The 21,048-nt window shown below is 65.2% G+C and carries 21 protein-coding genes; 8 read left to right on the top strand and 13 right to left on the bottom strand.

From position 1 onward, the window contains the following. Positions 1-68 precede the first annotated feature (68 nt). The 4 genes from OE747_RS00435 to OE747_RS00420 all read right to left on the bottom strand — a co-directional run bounded on the left by OE747_RS00435 (position 69) and on the right by OE747_RS00420 (position 2,106). On the bottom strand, positions 69-257 hold the full coding sequence (locus OE747_RS00435; protein WP_164127014.1) for a ubiquinol-cytochrome c reductase iron-sulfur subunit N-terminal domain-containing protein: 189 nt from the start codon (positions 255-257) through the stop codon (positions 69-71). Positions 258-319: 62 nt separating this feature from the next. Then, the gene (locus tag OE747_RS00430) at positions 320-931 is read right to left on the bottom strand and encodes a TorD/DmsD family molecular chaperone (RefSeq protein ID WP_263826640.1); all 612 of its coding nucleotides are present in this window, start codon (positions 929-931) and stop codon (positions 320-322) included. A gap of 3 nt (positions 932-934) precedes the next feature. Then, positions 935-1,549, bottom strand: coding sequence for a DUF3306 domain-containing protein (locus OE747_RS00425; RefSeq protein ID WP_263826639.1), 615 nt, complete (start codon positions 1,547-1,549; stop codon positions 935-937). Then, positions 1,546-2,106 carry a DUF3305 domain-containing protein gene (locus tag OE747_RS00420; protein ID WP_263826638.1) on the bottom strand — a complete coding sequence of 187 codons (561 nt, stop codon included), beginning with the start codon at positions 2,104-2,106 and terminating at the stop codon, positions 1,546-1,548. The genes OE747_RS00425 and OE747_RS00420 overlap by 4 nt, the downstream gene beginning before the upstream one ends. Before the next feature lie 294 nt (positions 2,107-2,400). On the opposite strand from OE747_RS00420, the gene OE747_RS00415 reads away from it, so the two are divergent. Beyond that, entirely contained in the window at positions 2,401-4,350 is a 1,950-nt protein-coding gene (locus OE747_RS00415) for a 4Fe-4S binding protein (protein ID WP_263826637.1), read from the top strand. A 53-nt stretch (positions 4,351-4,403) separates the two neighbouring features. On the opposite strand, the gene OE747_RS00410 is transcribed toward OE747_RS00415, so the two are convergent. Then, a complete protein-coding gene (locus tag OE747_RS00410; RefSeq protein WP_263826636.1) occupies positions 4,404-5,132 on the bottom strand; it encodes a cytochrome c in 729 nt (242 codons plus the stop codon). Positions 5,133-5,199: 67 nt separating this feature from the next. Between OE747_RS00410 and OE747_RS00405 the strand changes: the two genes are divergently transcribed. Genes OE747_RS00405 through OE747_RS00390 form a run of 4 tightly spaced genes read left to right on the top strand, consistent with a single transcriptional unit; the run spans position 5,200 to position 7,635 of the window. Beyond that, the gene (locus OE747_RS00405) at positions 5,200-5,397 is read left to right on the top strand and encodes a DUF6494 family protein (RefSeq protein ID WP_263826635.1); all 198 of its coding nucleotides are present in this window, start codon (positions 5,200-5,202) and stop codon (positions 5,395-5,397) included. Further along, complete coding sequence (locus OE747_RS00400; protein ID WP_263826634.1) at positions 5,394-6,455, top strand: Mrp/NBP35 family ATP-binding protein; 1,062 nt, start codon at positions 5,394-5,396, stop codon at positions 6,453-6,455. Before OE747_RS00405 ends, OE747_RS00400 begins: the two co-directional genes overlap by 4 nt. After that, on the top strand, positions 6,452-7,159 hold the full coding sequence (locus OE747_RS00395) for a biotin/lipoate--protein ligase family protein (RefSeq protein WP_263826633.1): 708 nt from the start codon (positions 6,452-6,454) through the stop codon (positions 7,157-7,159). Before OE747_RS00400 ends, OE747_RS00395 begins: the two co-directional genes overlap by 4 nt. After that, on the top strand, positions 7,156-7,635 hold the full coding sequence (locus OE747_RS00390; protein ID WP_263826632.1) for a DUF6505 family protein: 480 nt from the start codon (positions 7,156-7,158) through the stop codon (positions 7,633-7,635). Before OE747_RS00395 ends, OE747_RS00390 begins: the two co-directional genes overlap by 4 nt. A 309-nt stretch (positions 7,636-7,944) precedes the next feature. Here OE747_RS00390 and OE747_RS00385 read toward each other — a convergent pair whose 3' ends face one another. The 8 genes from OE747_RS00385 to acs all read right to left on the bottom strand — a co-directional run bounded on the left by OE747_RS00385 (position 7,945) and on the right by acs (position 17,437). Continuing rightward, positions 7,945-8,445, bottom strand: coding sequence for a flavin reductase family protein (locus tag OE747_RS00385; RefSeq protein WP_263827082.1), 501 nt, complete (start codon positions 8,443-8,445; stop codon positions 7,945-7,947). A gap of 185 nt (positions 8,446-8,630) precedes the next feature. Further along, a complete protein-coding gene (locus OE747_RS00380) occupies positions 8,631-10,043 on the bottom strand; it encodes a 3'-5' exonuclease (protein ID WP_263826631.1) in 1,413 nt (470 codons plus the stop codon). A gap of 1 nt (position 10,044) precedes the next feature. Then, a complete protein-coding gene (locus OE747_RS00375; protein WP_263826630.1) occupies positions 10,045-10,563 on the bottom strand; it encodes a hypothetical protein in 519 nt (172 codons plus the stop codon). A gap of 34 nt (positions 10,564-10,597) precedes the next feature. Next, entirely contained in the window at positions 10,598-12,421 is a 1,824-nt protein-coding gene (locus tag OE747_RS00370; RefSeq protein WP_263826629.1) for a DUF294 nucleotidyltransferase-like domain-containing protein, read from the bottom strand. A 109-nt stretch (positions 12,422-12,530) separates the two neighbouring features. Continuing rightward, positions 12,531-14,315 carry a sodium:solute symporter family protein gene (locus tag OE747_RS00365; RefSeq protein WP_263826628.1) on the bottom strand — a complete coding sequence of 595 codons (1,785 nt, stop codon included), beginning with the start codon at positions 14,313-14,315 and terminating at the stop codon, positions 12,531-12,533. Between the two features lie 6 nt (positions 14,316-14,321). Beyond that, positions 14,322-14,606 (bottom strand): DUF4212 domain-containing protein, encoded by a 285-nt coding sequence (locus tag OE747_RS00360; protein ID WP_263826627.1) that lies wholly within the window; start codon positions 14,604-14,606, stop codon positions 14,322-14,324. A gap of 172 nt (positions 14,607-14,778) precedes the next feature. Next, positions 14,779-15,462 (bottom strand): adenylate kinase, encoded by a 684-nt coding sequence (locus OE747_RS00355; RefSeq protein WP_263826626.1) that lies wholly within the window; start codon positions 15,460-15,462, stop codon positions 14,779-14,781. Between the two features lie 10 nt (positions 15,463-15,472). After that, positions 15,473-17,437, bottom strand: a complete 1,965-nt coding sequence (gene acs, locus OE747_RS00350; protein ID WP_263826625.1) for an acetate--CoA ligase — start codon at positions 17,435-17,437, stop codon at positions 15,473-15,475. Between the two features lie 463 nt (positions 17,438-17,900). On the opposite strand from acs, the gene OE747_RS00345 reads away from it, so the two are divergent. The 3 genes from OE747_RS00345 (at position 17,901) to OE747_RS00335 (ending at position 21,018) form a co-directional block, all read left to right on the top strand. Continuing rightward, a complete protein-coding gene (locus OE747_RS00345) occupies positions 17,901-18,914 on the top strand; it encodes a C4-dicarboxylate TRAP transporter substrate-binding protein (protein WP_263826624.1) in 1,014 nt (337 codons plus the stop codon). A 72-nt stretch (positions 18,915-18,986) separates the two neighbouring features. Then, positions 18,987-19,622: a TRAP transporter small permease subunit gene (locus OE747_RS00340; protein WP_263826623.1), complete on the top strand. Its 636-nt coding sequence runs from the start codon at positions 18,987-18,989 to the stop codon at positions 19,620-19,622. Continuing rightward, entirely contained in the window at positions 19,615-21,018 is a 1,404-nt protein-coding gene (locus OE747_RS00335) for a TRAP transporter large permease (protein ID WP_263826622.1), read from the top strand. Before OE747_RS00340 ends, OE747_RS00335 begins: the two co-directional genes overlap by 8 nt. Positions 21,019-21,048 lie beyond the last annotated feature (30 nt).

Genomic DNA, 21,048 nt, shown 5'->3' with positions numbered 1-21,048 from the left:
TTGGTACTCTCCGAAACCGGTGTCAGGGCCTCACGCAACCGTCGACCGGGGGTGACGGCGTCCGGTTTTCAGAACCGGGCGCTGTCGAGATAGGCGCGGGTATGCGCGGTGTCCTGAAGACGGGTTTCGTCCACGGGCAGGTCGGCGGCCTGTGCCTCGCCCCCGATGGCGGCTGCGGCCACCGCGGCGGGCGCGGCGGTGCCGGCCAGTTTCAGGAAGTCGCGGCGGGTTGCGCCTTCTTCCCTGGTCTTGCTCATGGGATCCTCCTTTCCCATTTGCGGTTCTGGCATCCCGTTCGGGACACCGGCGAAAGGCGGCCTCAGGCCGCCGTCATCCGGAAGGCTTCGCGCTCGATCTCCATGAACACCCGGCCGGCAGAGCCGACCGAGGCATAGAGGACCGAATTCTCGGCGCCTTCCAAATCCGTAAAGAAATGACCGGCCCAGGGGCCGATATGTCGTGCCCAGAAGGTCTTCTGGTCGTCCAGCGTGGCCGGTTTTCCGAACCGCCCCACGATCATGCCCGCCATCATTTCCATAAGTGAGGCGATATTGTCCTCGGGCTCATAGACATTCCGGGCACGGGTGATGCCACGCGCCGCCATGTCCTGTCGCAACTGAGCCAGCGGCTTTTCATTCAAGAAACCGGTGAGGTAGTAGCTGGCGTAAGGCAGCAACTCGCCCCGTCCCAAGCCAATGAACAGCGCGTTGAACTCGCGCTCCGCGGCGGCTGGTTTTGTCACACGGGCCACGCGCGCCATGGCGCCGATCGCCTGGCCCAGATCCGACTCGTCGCCCGAAAGTCCAGCCACCTGGTTCAGCAGCATCTGGTCTGGCGGCGCCGCCAGGATGAGCCCCAGGAAATTGTAGAAATCCGCGCGCAGCCGGTCCTCTTCGCCGATCGTGGGTATTGCTGTGCTGGTCTGGGCCATTCTCTATCCTTCGAACGAAAAACGCATGCGGCGCGGTGCGGGGAGGGCGGGCGCCTCGGGGTCCCGCAAGGGGACCACCTCGTTGCCCGCGTCGGCTGCGGACGCAGCCTCCATCTCGGGCGGGGAGGTCTCGGCGAGCACAAGCGGGGCCTCTTCCGTCTCGTCTGGCGTTGTGGCGGGCAGGTCTTCCTCTCCGGTGTCCTCCTCGCCTTTGGCCTGCGCGGCCAGAGCCTCGATATGCGCAAGCATGCCCTTGCCGACCTGATAGGCGGTTTGCAGGTTCTCCACCACAAGTGCGGCATCGGTGTAGTCCTCGCCGTAATCGACGAGACCATCTACATTTGCCAGAACCGGGTTCAGGCGCCAGAGGCGGCGCAAGGCCCGGCGTCGCAGCCGGTCGGGTACCAGATCGGACATGAAACGCGCAACGTCATCGCCGGGTTGCAGCGTATCCGGATCAGGCAGTTCAAGCCGTGCGAGAATGTCTTCGTCGCTTTCCTGCTCCAGCGCCGCTTGCGCCTGCGCGCGCGCCTCGGCGCTGAGCGCCGCTGCTTCGGCGCGCTCTTCGGCCACCACCGCCGCGCGGCGCCTGGTCCAGAAATCACTGCCCGCGCTCATTGCACCACCCTCCGGCCCGGCGCACGATAGACATCAGTCTCCTGTCGGATACGCGCATCGCCGCGCCCGTCTTCGACCAGATCGACCCGCTTGCGATCCCGCTTGCGTTTGACAAAACCCTCGGCCTCGAAATGCGCCAGTGCGAAATCCCGTACCCATGCAATCAGCCCTGGTGTCATAGGAATCTTTTCGACGATGTCATCCGATGTGTCGGCATAGTCCTGACCTTCGTAAGGCGATGCCGTGACCAGAACCGCGTCCAGCGGACGGTCGGCCGCGTCGCTCTCGCGCAGCACCAAGTAAATGGAGGGCATCCCGTCGGCCAGGTTGATCATGTAGGCTTCGGCGTCCGAGGACCAGAGCACCAGCGGCAGAGTGGCCGCATGGTATTCGACAGCCTCGCCTTCGCGCCGCAATTCCGCCCAGTCGGCTGGTCCCGCCCCCGGCAGGACAGCGACGGCACGCCAGTTCCATCGAACCCAGCGGGTTACGCCCGGCGACTTGCGGACAACCACGCCCAGCGGCATTTCGATGCGTTTGTTTGCGGCCTTGGCCAAACGGTCCTCCCCGGAAAGCTCTCCCCTTCTTTCCGTCCGTCAAACTATGCGAGGTAAAAACACATCTGCCAAGGCTTTTGAGAGGATTGGCCCAGTTTTCTTACCAGAAAAGATAGAACTCAAATGTATCTTAATCTGCTCAGTCTTCGTCATCTAGCGCGAACGGTCTGTGTGCCAAGGAAAGGTATACAAAAGTTTATCGCGATCCATGTGGCCTTTACGGCACGGTCAAGCTGGGCCACAGTCCAACACGGGAGAAGGGAGGTCCGCAGCGCCGGGCCGGATGGAGAAAGAATGTCCAAGACACTGATTCTTTGCGATTGCGCCGGGTCGCAATCCATTGACGCGGAACTGATCTCGACAGCTTGCGGAGCCGGATGCACGCGCGTCTTTAGTGCACTTTGCACAACCGGACAGGAACAAGCCGCCGATCTGCTTCAGGCTGGCGAAGCCATCATGGCCTGCGGACAGGAGCAGGCGGTATTCACGGCCCTGGCCGAAGACCTGGGGGTTGAAACACCCGGATTTGTCGACCTGCGCGACCGAGCGGGCTGGTCTGAGCAAGGGGAGCAGGCCGCGCCCAAGATGGCGGCTTTGGCGGCCGAGGCACTGATGCCGGTTCCGGTGACCCCGGCGGTGGATGTGCTCAGCGAGGGGGTGTGCCTGATCGCCGGTCCGGCCCATGCCGTCTGCGACCTGGCCGAGCGCCTGTCCGGGGTGCTGGCGGTGACCGCGCTGATTACCGAAGGCGACCTGCCGATCACGCGTGCCTATGACGTGGTGACCGGCAAACTGGTTCGGGTACGGGGCGCCCTGGGAGGTTTCCGGTTGCGGATCGACGGGTTCCGGCAAGTCCTGCCGGGCGGGCGTGGGGCCTTTGAACTGACGGCGCCGAAGGATCGCGCCGTGTCAGAATGTGATATCGTGATCGACCTTACCGGCGGCACGCCCATGGTGCCGGCCTGGGAAAAGCGCGAAGGCTATCTGCGCGCAGACCCGCGCGATGCGCTGGCGGTCGAGCGTCTGGCCTTTGAGGCCGCGCAACTGACCGGGACTTTCGAGAAACCGCTCTATGTCCGGCTGAACGAAAGCCTCTGCGCTCATGCGCGCGCTGAACAGACCGGCTGTTCGAACTGCCTTGATATCTGCCCGACCGGGGCGATCACGCCGGCGGGCGATCACGTGTCCATCGATCCGATGGTTTGCGCGGGGTGCGGCGCCTGTGCGGCGCTGTGCCCCTCGACCGCGATCACCTATGAAGATCCCGCGCTTGCCACCCTCCTGGCGCGGATGCAGATCCTGGCGCGGACCTATCGCAAGGCGGGGGGGAGCGCGCCGCGCCTCTTGGTGCACGACGCGCACGGGGCCGAGATGATCCGCCTCGCGGCCCGGTTCGGCCGGGGTCTGCCCGCCGATGTCATCCCACTGGAACTGAACGTTGTTTCCGGGTTTGGTCATGCCGAGATGCTGGCCGGGCTGGCGCATGGGTTTGCGTCTGTGTCGGTCCTGTGCGGACAGAGGACCGAGCGCGAGGCACTGGACCGTGAACTGGCGCTGGCCGTGGCGATAGCAGGGCCGGGACGGTTGAGCCTGCTTGATATGACCGACCCTGACGCCTTGTCCGAACATCTCTACATGGCGGAAGTTAAAGCACCGCTGGCGGATCCGGTGCTGCCGATGGGCAATCGCAGGCAGGTCACGCGGCTGGCGGCTCAGGCGCTGAACCCGGGCGGGCCGGTCCTGCCATTGCCCGAGGCGGCGCCTTATGGTGCAGTGGTGGTGAACACGGATGCCTGCACCCTGTGCCTCAGTTGCGTGTCGCTCTGCCCCTCGGGGGCGCTGATCGACAATCCGGACATGCCGCAGTTGAACTTTCAGGAGGACGCCTGTCTGCAATGCGGTATCTGCCGGACCATCTGCCCGGAACAGGCGATCACGCTGGAACCGCGGCTTGACCTGTCCGAAGCGGCGCTAGGCCAACGCGTGCTGAACGAGGAAGAACCCTTTGCCTGTATCGAATGCGGCGCGCTCTTCGGCGTCCGCTCGACCGTCGAGCGGATCATGGAGAAGCTCGCGGGCAAACACCCGATGTTCGCCGAAAGCGCGCAGGCGCGGATGATCCAGATGTGCGACAATTGCCGGGTGGGCGCCCAGTTCCAGGCGACGGACAACCCGTTTGCCGCCAAGGAACGGCCACGCACGGTCACCACCGAGGATTACTTCAGCAGGCGCAAGGACCATTGACCCACGTCCTGTCTCCATTTCGCTGCAAATGCTCCGGGATGTATCGTGAGGCGCTATTTCATGATCAATGGCGCACCCAGGTCGGCTGCGCCGGTTGCCGCGACAAAGGCAAGGATGGCCTCCAGTTCCTCGGGCGTCAGCGTCACCGGGTAGATCGGCGAGGGGCGTTCGGCATCGAAGGGCGCCGTGATGCCTTCTACCTGGGTAAAGGCGGGGTGCGGGCGCAGAGCGTAGAAGGACTGGAACCGGCTGTCCCAGTCGGACAGGGCGCGCAGCACGCCAAAGGACGGGGTAGAACCGATCCCCTTCATCCGGTTCTGCTCGCCAACCACATGACATCGCCCGCATTTTTCCAGCGACAGTTGCGCGCCAAGGGCCGCGTTGCCGTCAAACTGCGGCGCGGCTTCGGGTTCAGCTGTCTCGAAACTGGCGGAAAAGGCGGGACCGTCCTGTGGCACGAAAGCTTCGATCGTGCGCTTGCCGATATCACTTTGCAGCCAGTCATGGAACCGTTCCTGCCGTTCCGACCCGTCGGTATGAAGGAAGTAAACCACATCGCCGCGCCGGAAAACCGGCGCGTCGTCGGTTACGGTCGTCAGTTCCATCGGGCCTTCGGAGTCGATGATAACGCGAATTCCGGTCTTGAGCGAGAAGCGCGGCAGAATATGTTGCAGAAGACCCGAGCGTGCCACCGCCTCGGGGCTGGCCAGACCGATTGCCTCCTGTGCGGCGCAGGGGGTGGCGGAGGCGAGCAGGGTGAGGCACAAGAGGGCGTGTCGCATGTTCGCAGCGTAATGGCGGTGCGGGGGATGCGTCAAATGATGCGTGGGATACAGGAGAGACCGGGCCATGAGCGGCGATTACAACATGTCGATGCGCAAGTTCCTCAAGCAGGTGGGCGTCACCAGCCAGCAGGCGATCGAGGAGGGGTTGCGCCTGGCGGGCAGTCCGGAAGGCAAGGAATTCAAAGCAAAAATCGTTCTGACCGTCGAAGGGCTGGATGTCAGCCACGAGGTGACCGGCCTGATCAAGGATGGTGACGCATGAGTCTGCGTGACGCCGTACTGGCCAACCTCAAGAAGATCACCGATCCGGCCTCGGGGCAGGATATCGTCAGCGCCGGAATCGTCCGGGCGCTGAACGTCGAGGGCGAAAATGTCCGTTTTGTCCTCGAGATCGACCCCAAATTGTCCGAAATGTACAAGCCCGTACAAAGCGCCGCCGAGCAGGCCGCGCAGATGGTCGAAGGGGTCGCCAAGGTCTCGGCGCTGATGACGGCGCATTCCGACAAGGCGCCGCCCGATTTGAAACCGCGCCCCAAGGCGGCGCCGCAAGGGCCGCAGCCGGTTGCCGGTGTCGACCGGATCGTCGCCGTCGCCTCGGGCAAGGGCGGCGTGGGCAAGTCCACCGTGTCGGCCAACCTCGCCTGTGCGCTGGCCGCCGAGGGGCGGCGCGTGGGCCTCTTGGACGCCGATGTCTATGGCCCGTCGCAGCCGCGCATGCTGGGCGTCTCGGGGCGACCCGCCAGCCCGGATGGCAAGACCATCCTGCCGCTCCGCAATCATGGCGTGACCATGATGTCGATGGGGCTGATGACCAACGAGGGGCAGGCGGTGGTCTGGCGTGGTCCGATGCTGATGGGCGCGCTGCAACAGATGATGAACCAGGTGCAGTGGGGCGGTCTGGATGTGCTGATCGTCGACCTGCCACCGGGCACCGGCGACGTGCAGTTGACGCTGAGCCAGAAATTCGCGGTGGATGGCGCCATCGTGGTCTCGACCCCGCAGGATGTGGCGCTGATCGACGCCCGCAAGGGCATCGACATGTTCCGCCAGCTCAAGACCCCGATCCTGGGCATGATCGAGAACATGTCGACCCATATCTGTTCCAATTGCGGGCATGAGGAACATGTGTTCGGTCATGGCGGCGTTGCCGCCGAGGCGGAGAAGCTGGGCGTGCCGCTGTTGGGAGAGATCCCGCTGCATCTCGACATCCGGGTCGCCGCCGACGGCGGCGCGCCGATCGTGGTCAGCAAGCCCGACAGCCCGCAGGCCGAGGCGTTCCGCCGGATCGCGCGCGAGATGATCGCCAAGGGGCAGGCATGAGCACACCCACCTTTCCTCCGCTGATGCAGGGCGTTGCCGTATCGGGGGGCGAGGCGCCGTTTGACCGCGCCCGCGCCATGGCCGCGATGGGCTGTGACGGCGGGACGGTGGTGCATAACGTCCAGGCCGACCGGCTGCGGGCGGCGCTGGTCTTTGCCCCCGAGGTGGCGCTGGCCGAGGCGATGGCGATGCTGCCGCTTTGCGGTGTCGGGTTCCAGAACGCACTGGGCGCGCTGGCCCCGCCCGAGGTGGCGGTGCACCTGACCTGGGAGGGCGGCATTCGGGTGAACGGCGCGCTGTGCGGGCGTTTGCAGGTGGCGGCGGATACGGCTGAGCCTGCGGCGGTGCCGGACTGGCTGGTCGTCGGCCTGGACCTGGTTCTGTTGCAGACCGCCGAGGATCCCGGAGATACACCGGACCGGACAGCGCTCTATGAAGAGGGCTGTGCCGATGTGCCTGCCGAGCAACTGCTGGAAAGCTGGGCGCGGCATGTGATGACCTGGATCAACCGCTGGGAAAGCGATGGCAACGGGCCGCTGCATGCGGAATGGATGGGGCTGGTGCAGGGTGTCGGCGAAGCGGTGACGCGAGCCGGGCTGTCGGGTACCTTTCTGGGGGTCGACGAGCGGTTCGGCATGCTGATCCGGGACAAGGCGACGACCCATCTGGTGCCGATGAGCGATGTTCTGGAGGAAGAGGCATGAACCTGGCCCGGGCGATCCATTTTGACGAGAGCGACACGCGCGTGTTCCATTCGCCCGCGCGCACCGGGGAGTGGTGCATTTCGGGCGGGTTCGAGTTTTCCAACTGGGGCGAGGCGGATCTGGAGGGCAAGGCGCGACAGGCGTTTGCCAATGGCTGGCTGGGCTTGGAAACCTTTGGCCGGGTGACATTTGTGGCGGTGACCCGGGCCGAGCCGCATGAGCTCGAGGCCTTGACCGAGAACCTGGCCCGGCATTTCGTGGCGTTTTACGGCGCGCCCTCGGTCGAGGCGGCGATGGGCGTGGCGCGGGCCGAGATCGACCATATGGCGGAGCTCTGCGACGGGCATGACCCGAACACGCTGCTGACCGTGGCGCGGGAACTGACCGAAGCGGGGGTGCGCGAAAGCTTTCGCACCATTGCGCCGCAAGAGGCGGAACTGGACCTGCTGGCGGTGCATGCCACGCCCGACGAATAGGTCGCCCGCGCGTTCTCTGTTGTCAAAAGGAGCGCCTGCGGCGCGCTCTTTTGGTGCCGCGCCTTGCGGCGCGGGATGCGAGGCGCTGCCTCGCGCTCCGGGATATTTTAGGCAAGAGGAAAGGGGCGGTGCGCCGGAGACAAGCGGTGTTTCGTCCGTCAGGCTGCCACGAGAGGACAAAGGGCGCGTTGGCGCGATCAAGAGCGCCTTTGCAGTCGCGGTTTGGGCCACGGGATGCGAGGCGCGGCTTTGCGCTCCTGGATGCCTTTGGCGAGCGGAACGGGGTGGGCGCGGCGCGCGGGGGAGCGGTCAGAGCAGGTCGGTGAAGCCGCCGAACTGTCCGCGCTTGAACATCAGCCCCTTGCCGGGCCGGTGGGTGGCGCTGAGCACTTCACCCACCAGAATCTGGTGATCCCCGGCCGGGTGGCGCGCGGCCAGGCGGCAGTCAAACCGGGCGAGGGTGTGTTTCAGGGTGGGCACGCCGTTGAGGCCCGGCTGCCAGTGCACGTGAGCAAAATCGAGCCCGTCGCGCGCGAAGCTTTGTGCCAGCGCGTGCTGATCCTCGGCCATGACATGGATGGCGTAATGGCGGGCGTTGGCAAACGTGTCATAGCGCGCCGACGCATTGGCCAGGCACCAGAGCACCAGCGCCGGGTCGAGCGAGACCGAGGCGAAGGAATTTGCGGTGATCCCGGCCGGCCCCCGTTCGGTCATGGCGGTGATCACGGTCACCCCGGTGCCGAAGCAGCCGAGCGCATCGCGAAAGGCGCGCGCGGTCTCGGGGCCGGGAGTGAAGGTGGTTTCGGTCATCTCGTGCTCGTGGGCGGGGTTTGCCCCCACGTGCCATGACAGGGGAGGTTTGTCCATGGCGGGCGCGGCGGTTCCGGCGGAGCGGGCGAGGGGCGATTTGGTATCCATTTTCGCAGGAAAACACGAAAATGCGCTTTTTCGATGTCGGAAAAGCGTCCAAGCGGGGTGCGGATGCGGCCCGGGGCTCAGTTCAGGTCTTCGAGCAGGCGGCCGTGTTTGCGGGTTTCGGCAATGACCTCGCCGAAGCGGGTGATTCCCCGGGCGCGCAGCATCGGCAGCATGCGGCAGAGCACCTCGGCGGTGGCCTGGGCGTCGCCCAGGGCGGTGTGGCGCAGCTCGGCCGGGATGGTGACGCCGAGCCGGTCGCAGAGCGCGTCGAGCGTGTGGGTCTCGCTGGCGCCGAAGAGGACCGCTGACAGGAGCACGGTGTCGAGGATCGGGTGATCCCAGTCGAGGCCGCAACGCGGCCCGTGGCGGCGCAGGAAGGCCATGTCGAAGGGCGCGTTATGGGCCACGATCACGGCGTCGCGGGCGAAGTGGTGGAATTGCCGTGCGGCGGTGACGATGTCGGGGGCGTTCCGGACCATGCTGTCGGACACGCCATGCACCCTGGTCGAGGCGGGCGGGATCGGGCGGCCGGGATTGACCAGCTGGTCGATGCGCTCGCCCGGCACGATGCGGCCCTTGACCACCCGGACGGCGCCGATCTGCACGATCTCGTCCTTGTGGGGGAGGAGCCCGGTGGTTTCGGTGTCGAAGACGGCGAAACTCAGCGCGTTCAGGTCCATATCCTCGAGCGCGGCATCGGTGAACTGGCTCAGCAGGTCGAAATCGTAGACCAGCGGGCGCGCAGCCTCGGGGGCGATGCGGGCGCTGGCCTCGTCGAGGATGAGCATGTAGCCGGGCGCGTCGCCCAAGGGCTTCATGCGGGCCTGATAGGTCTGCGCGCCGTCGGCGCCGGTCAGGGTACAGGGCACGTCCAGCCCGGTTCTGGCCAGCCGGGCATAAGCCTGTTCGAGGCTGTCGCGCTGGAAATAGTCGAACAGCGAGGCGTTGAGGCGCGGGTGGGCGATCTGGGCCAGCACTCCGGCGGCCTGACCGTCGTAGAGCACGATCTGGTGGCGCGGATTGGCCAGCAGCATGGCAACCGGGATTTCGGTCAGAAGCGCGGTCAGGCGCTCTTTCTCGGCCGACAGATGCGCGGTCTCGGCGGCGATGGCGGCGGCGGTGTCGAGGGTCGAACTGCTGAGTTGCCCGGCGAGGCCCGCGGCGGCGGGGGCCAGATCGCCGAGATAGCGGGCGGCGTGCAGGTCGACCTCGCCTTCGACCCCGGCATGGGCGCGGGCACGCATCTGGGCGGACAGACGCTCGATCGGTTTGGCTATGTTCTCGTCGAACAGCAGCCAGACACCGACGCAGAGTGCGGCGAGGCCGAAGGCGGAGATCATGCCCGCCAGCACAAAAGCGTTCAGCAGATCGGTAGCCGTGGCCCGCGCATAGGCGATCCAGAGCGCGCCCAGCACCACCGCGATGCCGCCAAGGGCCAGCAGGCAGAAGAAGAGAAAGACGCGCAGGCGCAGACTGAGACCGGTCAGCATGTCAGACCTCGCAGGTGGCCACGATCAGAGGATCGCCAGCCGCTGGCTGGCGCCAGTCGGCATCGAGCACCGTGCCGTCGGCGCCGAACTCGGCGCCATCTGCCAGGTTGGCGCGACGGAACCCGTCGCAATCGACCAGAACCGGCAGTTTCGACACCGGCGCCCAGCGGCCGAAGAGATAGAGATCGACAAGCCGCTGACCGGGCAGGGCGGGGTTGGTGCGGACCGAGCCCGCGTCGATGGCGGCGAACCGGTTGACGAAGGGCACGACATAGGTCCAGGGACGGTAGAGCGCCCGGCTTTCGACCGTTTCGATCACCTGCATCGTTTCGGGCAGCGGCGCGCGGGTGCGGGCGTACCAGCCGTATTCGCTGGCGATGGTGACGCCAATCATGCCGCAACCGGCGGCAACCGGCGCCAGCCAGCGCGGCAGCCGTCCGCCCAACAGCCGGTTCAGCGCCATGACCACACCGGCCAGGGCTAGCCCCGCCACCAGCGTTCCGATCAGTTCCAGAAACATCTTCTCTCTCCTCCAGCCTTCCGGTCCCCTCCGGTCAGCTCAGCATGCCTTTGCCATGGCCCACGGCCGATTGCATCGTCTTTACCACCACGAAGGCGTCGCGCAGATGACTTCGCTCAAAGTCCGACAGAGATGTGGGGGCCAGATAGTTGTCCGGCGCCTCGCCGCTCCGCACCAGCGCGGCCTGATGCTCCAGCCGGGTTTCGGCGATCAGGTCATAGGCGTCCTTGAGATCGCGCGCGCCCGAGGGGCTGAGCACGCCCGCCGCCTCGGCCGCCTCCAGCCGGGCGCGGGTGCCGACCTCGGTCAACTCGCCTTGCAGCGCATAGATGCGGCCCAGATCGACCACCGGTACCACGCCATTGTGTTTCAGGTCGAGCGTATTGCGGTGCTCGCCCGAACGGATGGTGGCGAACCCGCGCAACAGGCTGAGCGGCGGCGTGTGTTTCAGCGAGTTCGAAATCATATGGGCGACAAAGATCGAATTGGCCCGCGCCGCGCGCAGGGTTTCGGCCTGAAGATCGGTGAACAGCGCCTGATGCCCGCCGATCGGGCGCAGGTCGAACATGACGCTGGCCAGCATCTGTGCCTCGGGGTTGGGTTTGGCGATCCAGCCGCGGAAATAGTCGCGCCAGACCCGTACCGGCTGGCACCAGCGCGGGTTGGTGGCCATCATGTCGCCCGGGCAATAGACATAGCCGCAGGTGTTGAGACCGTCGCAGACGAACTGCGCAAGGTCCCGGAAGTAAGGTATCTGGGCCTCGGTCACCGCGTCGTCCAGCAGCAAGCAATTGTCCTGATCCGAAACACCGGTCTGTTCCTGGCGGCCCTGGCTGCCGCAGGCAAGCCAGAGATAGGGCACCGGCGGCGGTCCCAGCTTATCCTCGGCCAGCGCCAGCAGGCGGCGGGTGGCGGTGTCGGCTATATCTGTGATCAGGCGAGTGACCACCTCGTGCCGGTTGCCGCCTGCCACCAGTTGCACCAGCAGGCGCGGGATCTCGGCGGTGACCTCGGCCATCTCACCGGCGCTGGTGGCGCGGGCGAGACGGCTGACCAGTTCGGCGGAGCTGACCGCCTGGAACCGGGTCAGGTCGGTCTGGGTGACCATGCCCACCAGCCGCCCGGCCTCGACAATCGGGATATGGCCGATATGGCGCTCCATCATCGCATGAAGCACGTCCGAGCCGATGGCGGAGGGGGCGAGGGTGAGCGGGGCAGGGGTCATCACCTGGGCTACGGGTGTGTCGGGGCTGCGCGCCTCGGCCACCACCTTGCCCGAAAGATCGCGTTGGGTGAGAATGCCGACCAATGCATCACCTTCGCAAACGCAAAGCGAGGAGATGCCGCGCGCGCGCATGTCCTGTGCTGCGGCCTGCACCGTGGTGGCCGGTGCACAGGTGGCCGGATCGCGGGCCATCAGGGTTTCGACCCGGCTGGTGGCGAGGCTCTGCACTTGAGGGCGCGGCGCGCGGGCGCGGTTAAAGAATTTCGCCACCACCGGATGGGCGGCCATCAGTTCCGAGAACAGATCGGGCGGCAGCACCAGCAGCACCGAATGGGCATCGGCCCGCGCCGAGGTGACGGCGTGCCCGTCGCGCATCAGGCCGCGTTCGCCGAAGGAGTTGCGCAAGCCCAGATGCGAGACCACCGCGTCGTTCTCATCGCGGATCTCGACCTGGCCCTCGTAGACGATGAAGAGGCCCGGAAGTTTCTCGCCCAGATCGTAGACGGCAAAATCGCGCTCGACCTCCCAGGCGTCGATGCGGGGGGCGATGCGTTCAAGCTCGGCCAGCGGCAGCGCGTCATAGGGGTGGACGGATTTCAGGAACCGGGTGATCTGTTCGGGCGAAAGGGGCATGGGGCACCAGTGTAGCGGAACGAAAAAGTCCCGCCAGGGCAAGGCCTGGCGGGACCGTGGTCAGTAAGGGCGGCCCAAAAGAGGGAAGGAAGCAGGGCCGCCCGTCAACTCAGTGATCCTGAGCTGCGCTTGCGCCTCGGGGGATGCGCACGCTTTCGACCAGGTCCTTGATCTCCTGCGGAGTTTCCTCGGTCATGCCGGCGACCAGATAGGCGACGCCGAAGTTGACGAGGGCACCGATTGCGCCGAACGAGGTCGACTTGACCGTGCCCAGAAGCGGGTCGGCATCGGTGAAGGAGTTGGTGTCGGGAATGAAGAGCCAACCCTTGTGCAGGAAGATGTAGATCAGGGTCACAATCAGACCGGCCAGCATACCCGCCACGGCGCCGCGATTGTTGATCTTCTTCGAGAAGATCCCCATCATCAGCGCCGGGAAGATCGAGGCTGCGGCGAGACCGAAGGCCAGCGCCACCGTCTGTGCGGCAAAGCCCGGCGGGTTCAGACCCAGATAGGTGGCCACCGCGATCGAGACGGCCATGGCGATCCGGGCGGACAGAAGCTCGCCCTTTTCCGAGATCGAGGGGTTGATGGACCCTTTGATCAGGTCATGGCTGACGGCCGAAGAGATCGCCAGCAAGAGACCGGCTGCCGTGGAGAGCGCGGCGGCGAGACCACCGGCGGCGACCAGACCGATCACCCAGCCCGGCAGGTTGGCGATTTCCGGGTTGGCGAGAACCAGGATGTCGTTGTTGAACTTGGTCAGCTCGTTGCCGGCCCAGCCCTTTTCAGCAGCCTTGGCCTGCATGGCCTCGGACTTGTCGTTATAGTACTGGATCTTGCCGTCGCCGTTCTTGTCTTCCCAGCCCAGAAGGCCGGTCTTTTCCCAGGTTGCCATCCAGTCATAGCGCGGATCGGTTTCGATCTGCTCCAGCGAGACGGCTTCGGCGTCGGTGCCATTGGGCCACATCATGTCGGTGATGTTGAGCCGTGCCATGGCGCCCACGGCGGGGGCGGTCAGGTAGAGAAGCGCGATGAACACCAGCGCCCAGCCCGCCGACCAGCGTGCGTCGGACACCTTGGGAACGGTGAAGAAGCGCATGATGACGTGGGGCAGACCGGCGGTGCCGATCATCAGCGACAGGGTGAAGAGCACCATGTTGAACGTGTCGCCGTTATGGGTGGTGTATTCGGCAAAGCCCAGTTCGCGCAGGATCGCGTCCAGCTTGGCCAGCAGAGGCTCGCCCGAAGCGGCATGGTCGCCGAAGAGGCCCAGGCCCGGGATCGGGTTGCCGGTCAGTTGCAGCGAGATGAACACGGCCGGGATGGTATAGGCCATGATCAGCACGACATACTGGGCGACCTGGGTATAGGTCACGCCCTTCATGCCGCCGAACACCGCATAGGCGAACACGACCACGGCGCCGATCAAGAGGCCGGTGGTGTTCGACACTTCGAGGAAGCGGCCGAAGGCCACGCCCACACCGGTCATCTGGCCGATCACGTAGGTCACCGAGGCGACGATCAGACAGATCACGGCCACCAGGCGCGCGGTCGGGCTGTAGAAGCGGTCGCCGATGAACTCGGACACGGTGAACTTGCCGAACTTGCGCAGATAGGGTGCAAGCAGCAGCGCCAGCAGCACATAGCCGCCGGTCCAGCCCATCAGGAAGGTCGAGTTGTCATAGCCGACAAAGGCGATGAGACCGGCCATCGAGATGAACGAGGCCGCCGACATCCAGTCGGCCGCCGTGGCCATGCCGTTCATGACCGGGTGCACGCCGCGACCGGCGGCGTAGAATTCCGATGTGGAACCCGCGCGGGCCCAGATCGCGATGCCGATGTAGAGCGCAAAGGAGGCGCCCACGAACAGCAGGTTGATGGTAAACTGATCCATGGGTGATTACTCCTCTTCCACGCCAAATTCGGCGTCGAGCTTGTTCATGCGCCAGGCGTAGAAAAAGATCAGTGCCAGAAACACCAGGATCGAACCTTGCTGGGCGAACCAGAAGCCCAGATCGGTGCCGCCCACGGCGATGCCGCTGAGCATCGGGCGCAGCACGATGCCGAACCCGAAAGACACCAGCGCCCAGATGACGAGGCTGATGAGAATGATCCGCACATTGGCCTGCCAATACCCGCTTTGGGCATCGCTGGTCGCTGCGGAAGTTTTGCTGTGGTCCGCCATTGCGGGTCCTCCTTGCTTCCTCCTGAGGCGCCCGGCTGCGGTCCGGACGGTCTCACTCCTGAATCCCGCCGGTGATTGGCGGGCATGACTCCTCCGGTCCGCCAGGGCGGTCCGTCGGCATTCCATTTCGGGGGCAGGGGCGGCGCGGGCCGCGCGCCCCGGTCTTTCCTGCCTAGTCCATCGCCCCCTTGACGATGGTGGCAAGGCCCTGAGCGATCTCGTCGATCCCGCCCATGGCACCGATCCGTTGCAGCACGCCGTGGCCGTCGTAATAGGCGATCAGCGGCGCGGTCTGCGCGTGATAGGCCTCGAGCCGGCTGGCCACGGTTTCGGCATTGTCATCGGCGCGGCGCTTCATTTCGGTGCCGCCGCACTTGTCGCATTTGCCCGCCTCGGCGGGCTGCTTGAACGTGTCGTGATAACCCTCGCCGCATCCGCCGCAGGTGTAGCGGCCCGAAATGCGGGTCACCATCTCGGCATCCTCGACCTCGAGGCTGATGGCGGCGTTGATGCGCTGGCCGCTCTCGGAGAGCAGCGTGTCCAGCGCCTCGGCCTGCACCGTGGTGCGGGGAAAGCCGTCGAGGATCACGCCCTTGGCACAGTCAGGCTCGGCCAGCCGGTCGCGCAGGATGGCGATGACGATGTCGTCGGAAACCAGGTCGCCTGCCTCCATCACCGCCTTGGCCTGTTTGCCAGCGGGGGTTCCGGCGGCCACGGCGGCGCGCAGCAGGTCGCCGGTCGATAGCTGCACCAGCCCGAACCTGTCTTCCAGCATGCGGGCCTGGGTGCCCTTCCCGGCGCCCGGAGGGCCGAGAAGGATCAGAACGGCGGGGGTGGTCATCGTGGCAGCGTCCATGTCCATCCCCTTATTTGTTGGCCCGGTTGGCGATCAGGTCGTCGACCACCGAAGGGTCGGCCAGGGTCGAGGTGTCGCCCAGCGAGCCAAAGTCGTTCTCGGCGATCTTGCGCAGGATGCGGCGCATGATCTTGCCCGAGCGGGTCTTGGGCAGGCCCGGTGCCCACTGGATCACGTCCGGGCTGGCGATCGGGCCGATTTCGGTGCGCACCCAGGTGCGCAGCTCCTTCATCAGCTCGTCCGAAGGCTCGCGGTCGTTCATCAGGGTGACGTAGCAATAGATGCCCTGGCCCTTGATCTCGTGCGGGTAACCCACCACGGCGGCCTCGGCCACGGCCGCATGGGCGACCAGCGCGCTTTCGACCTCGGCGGTGCCCATGCGGTGACCCGAGACGTTGATCACGTCATCGACGCGGCCGGTGATCCAGTAGTCGCCGTCGGCATCGCGGCGGCAGCCGTCACCGGTGAAGTAATAGCCCTTGTAATCGGCGAAATAGGTCTTCTGGAACCGCTCGTGATCGCCCCAGACGGTGCGCATCTGGCCCGGCCAGCTGTCCTTGATGCAGAGCACGCCCTCGACCCCGTTGCCGCTGATCTCGACACCCGATTGCGGGTCGAGCACCACCGGCTGGATGCCGAAGAAGGGTTTCATCGCCGAGCCCGGCTTGGTCGCGTGCGCCCCCGGCAGCGGCGTCATCAGGTGGCCGCCGGTCTCGGTCTGCCACCAGGTGTCCACGATCGGGCATTTGCCCTTGCCGACCACGTCATTGTACCAGTTCCAGGCCTCGGGGTTGATCGGCTCGCCCACGGTGCCCAACAGGCGCAGGTCGCTCAGGTCGTGCTTTTCGACAAAGCTGGTGCCCTGACCCATCAGCGCGCGGATGGCGGTGGGGGCGGTGTAGAACTGGTTGACCTTGTGCTTGGCGCAGACCTCCCAGAAGCGGCCCGCATCGGGATAGGTCGGCACGCCCTCGAACATCAGCGTGGTGGCGCCATTGGCCAGCGGGCCATAGACGATATAGCTGTGGCCGGTGACCCAGCCCACATCGGCGGTGCACCAGTAGATGTCACCGTCGTGATAGTCGAAGGTGATCTCATGCGTCATCGCGGCATAGACCAGATAGCCGCCGGTGGTATGCACCACGCCCTTGGGCTGGCCGGTCGAGCCGGAGGTGTAGAGGATGAAGAGCGGATCCTCGGCGCCCATTTCTGCAGGCGCGCAGTAATCCGACGCCTCGAGCGCCATCTCGTTATAGTCATAGTCGCGGTCGGCGATCCAGGTGGTCTGGCCGCCGGTGCGCTTGACCACCAGGCATTTGACGCTGTCCTTGCAATGCAGCAGGGCCGCGTCGGCATTGGATTTCAGCGGCGTCTTGCGGCCACCGCGCGGCGCCTCGTCGGCGGTGATCACCACCTTGGCGTCGCAGCCGTTGACCCGGGCCGCCAGCGCGTCGGGCGAGAAACCGGCGAAGACGATGGAATGGATGGCGCCGATGCGGGCGCAGGCCAGCATGGCATAGGCCGCCTCGGGGATCATCGGCAGGTAGATCACCACGCGGTCGCCCTTGCGCACGCCCAGGCTCTCCAGAATGTTGGCCATGCGGCAGACCGAGCCATGCAGTTCCTTGTAGGTGATGTGCTTGGCGGGCTCAGTGGGCGAGTCCGGTTCCCAGATGATCGCGGTCTGGTCGCCCCGGGTCGCCAGGTGACGGTCGATACAGTTGGCCGCGACGTTCAGCGTGCCGTCGGCATACCAGTTGATCGAGACCTCGCCGAAGTTGTAATTGACGTCCTTGACCTGGGTGAAGGGCTTGATCCAGTCGACCCGCTTGCCCTGCTCGGCCCAGAACCCTTCGGGATCGGCCAGCGAGGCGGCATACATCCGGTCATAGGTTTCCGCATTCACATGCGCGCGCGCCACGGTGTCGGCGGACGGCGCAAAGAGCTTGGTCTCGGTCTGAGCTGCTGGTGACATGGAAAAGGCTCCTCCCTCTCACTGATTTCATTGCGACCGTTTTCACCCATCCCCATGGGCGTTGTCGATCCGCTTCCAACCCTGTCCGGATCATAGCTCAAACTGAAAACAATGGAATAAATTACTGTAATTCAACGAATTGCTTGTAAAGAACTTTTTCAAGATCGGAGTATTTGTAAATGTTTGCGCCGAAACTGCACAAAAAATTCAATAAAAACGTAGGGGACGGAGTCAACGAATTTCGCGTGGATTGTCCCTGCGCCGATCTGCCGAGGGGCGAGTATGCGCGCGCGACCTGCCGAAATGGGTGTGACATAATGTTTCGGCAAGTGGCTGGGTCGCGAAATCTTGCTGCGCTGCGGCGCCGAGCGACTCGCGGCTTGTGGGGTTGGCAGGGCGGTATGTTGGCGCTAGCTTGACCTCAAGCGGCCGAAGACGGGCCGCCATAAAGGGAGAGACATTCATGAACAAGATGTTGAGCGGAGCGGCCGCAGCCGCCCTGACCGTTGCTTTTGTCGCCGAAGCGGGCGCCACCGAATGGAACGTGTCGGTCTGGGGCAAGCGGCGCGCGTTCACCGAGCATATCGAGAAGCTGGCCGAGCTGGTCAGCGAAAAGACCGGCGGCAGTTTCACCATGAACGTCAGCTATGGCGGTCTGTCGAAGCCGAGAGAGAACCTCGACGGCATTTCGATTGGCGCCTTTGAAATGGCGCAGTTCTGTGCCGGCTATCATGCCGACAAGAACCGGGCCATCACCGTGCTGGAACTGCCGTTCCTGGGGGTGAACACCCTGGCCGAGGAAGTGGCGGTTTCGAATGCGGTCTATGCCCACCCGGCGGTGGCCGCGGAGATGGCGCAGTGGAACGCCAAGCTGCTGATGACCTCGCCGATGCCGCAGTACAACCTGGTGGGCACTGGCGATCCGCGCGACACGCTGGCCGAATACGAGGGGATGCGGGTGCGTGCGACCGGCGGTCTGGGCGAGGCGTTCAAGGCGGTTGGCGGCGTGCCGACCTCGGTCCCGGCGACCGAGGCCTATAACGCGATGGAATCGGGCGTCGTGGACACCGTGGCCTTTGCCCAGCATGCGCATCTGAGCTTTGGCACCATCAACAAGGCCGACTGGTGGACCGCCAACCTGAACCCGGGCACGGTGAATTGCCCGGTGGTGGTGAACACCGATGCCTATGAGGCGCTGAGCGATGACGAGCGCGCGGCGCTGGACAGCTCGATCGAGGAGGCGATCGCGCATTACCTTGCGAACTATGGCGAGCTGCTCAAGAAATGGGACGACGTGCTGGCCGAAAAGGGCGTTGAAAAGGTGATGATCTCTGACGAAGTGCTGGCCGAGTTCCGCGCCAAGGTGGCCGGGCCGATCAGCGCCAAGTGGGTCGAGGACATGAGCGCCCAGGGCCTGCCCGCGCAGGAACTGCTGGATCTGGTGCATGCAACGCTGAAACAGGCGCAAGGCAGCTAAGCTCCATTTGGGCCGGGCGCCACGGCGCCTGGCCCGCTCTTGCCCCCGAACTGACTTGAGAGGAGTTCTGCGATGGCAGGACATGCATCCGTATTGGAGGATGACAGCCCGCTGAGCCGGGCGGATCGGGCCCTGTTGCGGCTGGAGCGGTTTCTGGCCCTGCTGAGCGGTCTGGCGGTGTTTTCCCTGATGGTGCTGGCGGTGGTTTCGGTCGGTGGGCGCAATGCGTTCAATGCGCCGCTGCCGGGATATGTCGACTGGATCGAACAGGCGATGCCGCTGATCGCCTTCATGGGCATCGCCTATGTGCAGCGCGACGGCACCCATATCCGGATGGATCTGCTGGTGTCGCGGCTGTCGGGCCGGACGCTGTGGTTCTTCGAACTGGTGTCCGTGCTGCTGATCCTGATGTTGATGGTGCTTCTGGTCTGGGGCAGCTGGGCGCATTTCCTGCGGGCCTTTGACATGAGCGCGCCGCTGTGGAGCCGCGACAGCTCGATTGATATCGGCATCCCGCTCTGGCCCGCCAAATTGCTGGCGCCGGTGGCGTTTTCGGTGCTGTGCCTGCGGCTCTTGATTCAGGTCTGGGGCTATGGCCGGGCGCTGGTTCTGGGGTTGGAGACGCCGGTGGCGGTGCCGCTGATCCAGGATGTCGCCGCCCAGGCGGCGGCCGAGGCCGAGCAACTGGCGGGACATGACAATGGATAGTATCGACATCGGCCTCTGGGTCACCGGCGGGCTGCTGGTGATGGTTGTGCTGGGTATGCGGGTGGCCTTTGCCGCGGCCCTTGCCGGTCTGGTGGGGCTGGTCTGGATCTTCTGGTCCAAGAAGGGCTATGACCCCGAGGATTTCGGCTGGGCGCTGACCGTGGCAGTCAAGACGGCGGGGCAGGTGCCCCATTCCAAGGTGGCAAGCCAGGCGCTGAGCCTGATCCCGACCTTCATCCTGATCGGCTATCTGGCCTACTATGCGGGGCTGACGCGGGCGCTGTTCGAGGCGGCCAAGCGCTGGATGGCCTGGGTGCCGGGCGGGTTGGCGGTGTCGACCGTGTTTGCCACCGCGGGCTTTGCGGCGGTGTCCGGCGCCTCGGTCGCGACCTCGGCGGTGTTTGCCCGCATCGCCATCCCCGAGATGCTGGCAATCGGCTATAACAAGCGCTTTGCCGCCGGCGTGGTCGCGGCGGCGGGAACGCTCGCCTCGCTGATCCCGCCCTCGGCGATCCTGGTGATCTATGCGATCATCGTCGAACAGGACGTGGGCAAGCTGTTGCTGGCGGGGTTTGTGCCCGGTGCGTTCAGCGCGGTGATCTATGTAGCGCTGATCGTGGGCATTGCGGTGGTGTTCAAATCGGTGGGCCCGCCGGTGACCGGATTCACCTGGCGGCAGCGGTTTGCATCGCTGCCAGGCGCGCTGCCCATCGTGTTTGTCGTCGTGATCATCATCTTCTTTGTCTACAACCCCTTTGGCGGCGACGCCTGGGGCACACCGACCGAGGGCGGCGCGCTGGGGGCCTTCGTGGTGTTCTGCATGGCCGTGCTGCGCGGCATGAAATGGGCCGAGTTCAAGAGCGCGCTGCTGGAGACCGCCAAGCTGACGGTGATGATCTTCACCATCATCTGGGGGGTGCTGATCTATGTGCGCTTCCTGGGCTTTGCCGACCTGCCGGGGGCGTTTTCCGACTGGATCACCTCGCTTGCGATGTCGCCCATGCTGATCCTGATCTGCATCCTTCTGGCCTATGCGGTGCTGGGCATGTTCATGGATGCGATCGGCATGCTGCTGTTGACCCTGCCGGTGGTCTATCCGGCGGTGATGGCACTGAACGGGGGCGAAGCGGTCAGCGCCGCCGACAGCGCATTCGGCATGTCGGGACCGATGTGCGCGATCTGGTTCGGTATCCTGGTGGTGAAAATGGCCGAGTTCTGCCTGATCACCCCACCCATCGGCCTCAATTGTTTCGTGGTGGCGGGCGTGCGCCCGGATCTGAGCGTGCAGGACGTGTTCCGGGGTGTGACCCCGTTCTTTATCGCCGATGCGGTGACAATCGGGCTGCTGGTGGCCTTTCCCGGTATCGTTTTGTGGCTGCCGTCATTGGCTGGCTAGACCAGTTGTCGGAAAGCCAAACACGCGGAT

Source organism: Ruegeria aquimaris (assembly GCF_025751555.1).
Taxonomy (GTDB): domain Bacteria; phylum Pseudomonadota; class Alphaproteobacteria; order Rhodobacterales; family Rhodobacteraceae; genus Ruegeria_B; species Ruegeria_B aquimaris.
The sequence above is the reverse complement of the archived record's forward strand: the minus strand, read 5'-3'. Positions and strand labels throughout refer to the sequence as shown.